At 66.8% G+C, this 5,024-nt stretch carries 6 protein-coding genes and 1 pseudogene; 6 read left to right on the top strand and 1 reads right to left on the bottom strand.

All coding sequences use genetic code 11. From position 1 onward, the window contains the following. The 5 genes from B8115_RS23545 to B8115_RS03310 all read left to right on the top strand — a co-directional run. On the top strand, window positions 1-324 hold a 324-nt coding region (locus B8115_RS23545), incomplete at its 5' end, for an FtsX-like permease family protein (protein ID WP_010626334.1). Beyond that, a complete protein-coding gene (locus B8115_RS03325; RefSeq protein ID WP_010626333.1) occupies window positions 321-1,481 on the top strand; it encodes a lipocalin-like domain-containing protein in 1,161 nt (386 codons plus the stop codon). The genes B8115_RS23545 and B8115_RS03325, both read left to right, overlap by 4 nt. A gap of 19 nt (window positions 1,482-1,500) precedes the next feature. Next, the gene (locus B8115_RS03320) at window positions 1,501-2,415 is read left to right on the top strand and encodes a LysR family transcriptional regulator (RefSeq protein WP_010626332.1); all 915 of its coding nucleotides are present in this window, start codon (window positions 1,501-1,503) and stop codon (window positions 2,413-2,415) included. Window positions 2,416-2,496: 81 nt separating this feature from the next. Next, window positions 2,497-2,940 carry a DoxX family protein gene (locus B8115_RS03315; protein WP_010626331.1) on the top strand — a complete coding sequence of 148 codons (444 nt, stop codon included), beginning with the start codon at window positions 2,497-2,499 and terminating at the stop codon, window positions 2,938-2,940. Window positions 2,941-3,044: 104 nt separating this feature from the next. Beyond that, window positions 3,045-3,782 carry a class III extradiol ring-cleavage dioxygenase gene (locus tag B8115_RS03310; protein ID WP_010626330.1) on the top strand — a complete coding sequence of 246 codons (738 nt, stop codon included), beginning with the start codon at window positions 3,045-3,047 and terminating at the stop codon, window positions 3,780-3,782. Here B8115_RS03310 and B8115_RS03305 read toward each other — a convergent pair. Next, a complete protein-coding gene (locus B8115_RS03305; protein ID WP_010626329.1) occupies window positions 3,775-4,614 on the bottom strand; it encodes a helix-turn-helix transcriptional regulator in 840 nt (279 codons plus the stop codon). The genes B8115_RS03310 and B8115_RS03305 overlap by 8 nt on opposite strands. 219 nt (window positions 4,615-4,833) lie before the next feature. Between B8115_RS03305 and B8115_RS03300 the strand changes: the two are divergent. Next, window positions 4,834-5,024, top strand: a pseudogene (locus B8115_RS03300) (hypothetical protein); the annotation flags it as partial.

The raw sequence follows: 5,024 nt of genomic DNA, 5'->3' as shown, positions 1-5,024 counted from the left end.
ATATCGCGAGATCAGCTGGCGCCACTGTGGGCGCTGGGCGTGCCACGCAGGAAGCTGGTGACGGTGCAGCTGGCCCAGCTCGGCGGTTCGGCCTTCGTCGTCGGCGCCCTGGCGCTACCGCTGGGCACGCTGCTGGCCCTGGGGCTGGTGGCGGTGATCAACGTGGCGGCCTTCGGCTGGCGCCTGCCGCTGTACGTATTCCCCGCAGAAATGGCGCTTACGCTAGCCACCGCAGTGGGCGTAGCGCTGGTCGCTGCCGCCGTGCCGGCCACCAAGCTGTGGCGCACGCCGCCACGCGCATTGCTGGCGGAGGACTCGACATGAAGCGCGCGGCCGCACTGTTGACGCTACTGACGACACTCTGGCTCGCGGGCTGCAGCGAGGAAGCGCCATCCACCGAAACCGCCGGCTTTGCCGGGCTGGGTCAGGAGGCCGGCGACTTCGCCCAGGCTCACGACGGCATCCGCCTGAGTTTCCCCGAGGACCACGCCGCCCACCCGGACTACCGCATCGAGTGGTGGTACCTCACCGCCAACCTCGAGGACGAGGACGGCGAGCCGCTGGGCCTGCAGTGGACCCTGTTCCGCCAGGCGCTCATCCCCCCTGGCGAGCGCCCCGAGCCCGGCCCCTGGGCCGCAGACCAGCTGTGGATGGCACACATGGCAGTCTCCCAGGGGGAGACCCACCGGGTGGCGGAGCGCTTCGCCCGCAGCCACTCCGGGCAGGACGACGGCCAGGCGGGCGCGGTGGCCGAGCCTTTCCGCGCCTGGATCGATCACTGGCAGTTGGCCACTCGCGTCGATACCTCAGACGAGCCGGGCGACACCTTCACCGAGCTACAGCTGACGGCCCACCAGGGCGACGCCCACGGCGGCTTCGGCTACGACCTGACCCTCGTCGCCGAGGGGCCGCTGGTGCTGCACGGCGCGGAAGGCTTCAGCCAGAAATCTGCCGACGGCCAGGGTTCCATGTACTACAGCCAGCCGTTCTGGCGCGTGGAAGGCGAGGTCACCCTGGACGGCGAGACCCGCGCCGTGAGCGGACGCGGCTGGCTCGACCGCGAGTGGAGCAGCCAGCTGCTGGGCCCCGAGCAGCAGGGTTGGGACTGGTTCTCGCTGCACCTGGCGAGCGGCCACAAGCTGATGGCCTTCCAACTGCGCGGGGGCGGCGCCGACGGCAGCGACTACCGTTCGGGCACCTGGATCAGTCCCGAGGGCGAGCCCACCGCGCTGGCCCCGGACGAGATCGCCATGACGCCGCTGGCCACCCGGCGCGTGGCGGGGCGCGAAGTGCCGACCCGCTGGCGCCTGGAGATTCCCCGCGCCGAACTCGACCTGATCGTCGAGGCGCCCCACGCCGAGCGCTGGATGGAGACCAGCGTGGCCTACTGGGAAGGCGAAGTGATCGCCCGGGATGCCGCCAGCGGCGAAGATGGGGGTGATGAGAGAGGCATCGGGTATCTGGAAATGACCGGCTATTGAGGCTGCGCGAGGAGAGACCATGAACCTGCTGGATGCCATGACCGCCTTCGTGCGGGTCGCCGAACTCGGCAGCTACACCCGCGCGGCGGAAACGCTGGACCTGTCGCGTACGCGCATCTCGCGCCTGATCATGGAGCTCGAGAGCCACCTGGGCGTGCGCCTGCTGCAGCGTACCACCCGGCGGCTGCACCTCACCGAGGCCGGCGAGAGCTACCTGGCCAGCGCCCAGGGCATTCTGCAAGCGCTGGAAGAGGCCGAAGCCGAGCTGGGCGCCGGCAGCACCGAGGTGTGCGGCCGGCTGCGGGTCAACGGTCCGATGTCCTTCGGCATGCGCTATCTCTCGCCGCTGATCGCGCGCTTCATGGTCGAGCATCCTGCGCTGGAGGTACGCCTCGACCTCAACGACCGCCGCGTGGATCTGCTGGAAGAGGGCTACGACCTGGCCATCCGCATCGGCAGCCTGCCCGACTCCACTCTGGTGGCGCGGCGCCTGGCGCGCTGCCGCCTGGTGCCCTGCGCCTCGCCCGAGTATCTGGCCCGCTACGGCGAACCACAAACTCTCAAGGAGCTGACCGAGCACCGCTGCCTGCGTTATCGCACCACCGGCGGCAGCGAATGGCAGTTCGGCGGGCAGCGCCTTACGGTTCACGGGCCGCTGGAGAGCAACAACGGCGACGTGCTGACCCATGCCGCCGAGGCCGGACTGGGCATCGCCCATCAGCCGAGCTTTCTGATCACCGAGAGCATCCTCGAGGGTCGTCTGATACCGCTGCTGCAACACGAGGAGCCGGTCACCCTGGGGATCTACGGCGTCTACCCGGCACGCCGCCACCTGCCGGCCAAGGTCGAGCGGCTGCTCGACTACCTTGCCGAGGCCTGGGGCGACCCTCCCGAATGGGAGCGGGAGATGGGATTGTCGCCTCTTTCGCAATAAAGTTGTTCGCCAATGAGTGATTATCCCGAGCAAAGCACAGCGTAGAGTGAAGGCATCCCTGACAACAACGGAGCCCTTCCCATGCAAACCACCACTATCCCGCTTGCCGCTTCACCGGCTCAAGCTCAAGCCCAGTCTCAAAACCAGGCCCATGCCACTGCCCTGCTGCGCGTGTCGCTCGGCATCATGGCTCTGGCCCACGGCCTACTCAAGGTGTTCGTCTTCACCGTGCCCGGCACCGTCGGCTACTTCGAGTCGCTCGGTCTGCCCGCCTTCATCGCCTACCTGACCATTCTGGCCGAAGTCGGCGGTGGTCTGGCGCTGGTGCTCGGTATCTACACCCGCTGGGTGAGCCTGGCCCTGGTACCCATCCTGCTCGGTGCCGCCTGGGCACATATCGGCAATGGCTGGGTCTTCTCCAACCCGGGCGGCGGCTGGGAATTCCCGGTATTCTGGGCCATCGCCCTGCTGGTCCAGGCCGGCCTTGGCAGCGGTAGCCTGGTCGTCAGCCGCCGCTTCGCCTGACCTCTCTGCCTGCTAGCCCTCTGCCTGGCGTCGCCCCGCGGCGCCAGGCATCGAGGAGCTTTTTCAAGGCGCTTTTTCAAGGCGCTTTTTCAAGGAGCTATGCCATGTTGCCCAGCCTGTTCATTTCCCACGGCTCGCCCATGCTGGCCCTCACCCCGGGGCCGGCCCACGACTTCCTACGTGAGTTCGGCGCCGGACTTTCACCCAAAGCCATCGTGGTGGTCTCGGCCCACTGGGCCAGCGAGCGCCTGCTGGTGAGCGTCAGCCAGCGGCCCGAGACCATCCACGATTTCGGCGGCTTTCCCCGCGAGCTCTACGAGTGCCAGTACCCGGCGCCGGGCGCCCCCGAGCTGGCCCTGCGCCTGGCCCGCACGCTCAACGCCGTACCGGTTGAGCGGGGCCTGGATCACGGCGCCTGGGTGCCGCTGTCGCTGATGTTTCCCGCCGCCGACGTGCCGGTGGTGTCGCTGTCACTGCCGGTGACCTGGTCGAATCAGGCGCTGATCAATATCGGCACAACACTGGCAGTGTTGCGTGAAGAGGGCGTACTGGTGGTCGGCTCAGGCAGCCTGACCCACAACCTCAGCGAGATGCAGGTACAGGGCGCACCGACGCCGGCCTGGGTTGGTGAGTTCACCGATTGGGTACACGACAAGCTGACCGGCGGAGAACGCGACGCACTGCTGGCGTGGGAAACCGCGCCTCAGGCCCGCCGCAACCACCCCACACCGGAGCACTTCCAGCCGCTGCTAGTGGCGCTGAACGCCGGCGGCGAGGCCAGTCGCCTGCACCACAGCGTGGAGCATGGGGTGCTGGCCATGGATGTCTACGCTTTCAGCTAGCTTCAGGCGCAACCTGAAATTCGCCCTGATGGCGCGCCCGGAAATGCTGCTCCCCCGGCGCCACATCGTTGCGCACCGCCGCCAGCAGTGCGGCGTCCAGGCTGGGGTCGTCGAGCGAAAGCAGACCGCACTGCGACAGTGCCCGACGCAGTCCCACCTGCTCATCGATGCGTTCGAACATCACCCGCACGCAGCAAGGCATGCGCTCGCTGTTGTCCGCCACGCCGAGCCTGAGCCCGGTCAGCCGTGTCACCTGGCTCTGGAAGGTCGGAAACAGGATGGTATGCGTGACTTCGTAGCCATTGAGGGTTTCATGATCGGTCAGGAAGATGCGGTCGGCGAGTTTGACCGCGACCCCCGTATAGCGATTGTGGCAAGGTCGAGCCTGATTCGCCCCCTGCATGCGTTCGGTACGCTGGTAGACGATGCCGCTCTCCCGCTCCTCCAGACATACCAGCGTGCGAATGATGTGCCCGGGCTGGGCCATCGAGTGGTAGTACTCGAAGTAGCGCCCCAGATAGCGGGACATGCCCTCACGCCCACGCTGCAGTAAGGCATCCGGCCACTCGACTCCTCCCTGGCGTGTCGACTCGGTCGGCAGCCGCCCCGCCTGCACCAGAGAAACGAAGTTTTCGTGGGGCAAGTAGAGCTCGTGCTCTTCCACACCAAAGAACGCACACAGACGACGCATGGCGGCATGCCGAGGCCGATAGCGTCCGCTCAGATAGCGGTTGAACTGGGCGCGATTGATATCCAGCCGACGGCATACCTCGGCAATGGAAGGGTAATAGCTGCACAACAGCCTGAGGTTGGCGACGAAGTCGTCGTGCATGTGGGCTCCCGGTGCGCCAGACGGGATGGTGCACTCTGGCGCACTTACTTTCGCAGAAAGTGCACTAGAGTGCAACGTAGCGCCAAATCCCACCACAGCTCACAGTTGTTTCAATCGACAGTCGTTGCAATCGATACATGGCTTTTACGGCTTTCCAACCTCCCGTTACCGAATCGGCGCTCAAACAACAACATGTCCGAGAATCCCATATCGTTACGCATGAATTTCTGGTCTGGCCTGGGCGTCGCCGCCCTCGCGGTGCTGCTGCTCACCTGGGTCATCCCCACCTACGGCGGCCGCGGCTTCGCCGTCGGCATGCATCCCCGCACCCTGGCCACCCTCGGCGCCTGGGTCATGCTGGTCTGCGCCCTGGCTCTGGCGCTGCTCAGCGCCATCGCGCTGATTCGCCG

Origin of the sequence: Halomonas sp. KM-1 (genome assembly GCF_000246875.1) — a bacterium.
Taxonomy (GTDB): Bacteria; Pseudomonadota; Gammaproteobacteria; order Pseudomonadales; family Halomonadaceae; genus Halomonas; species Halomonas aerodenitrificans.
Note: the sequence above shows the minus strand (reverse complement) of the source record. Positions and strands in the feature narration are given on the sequence as shown.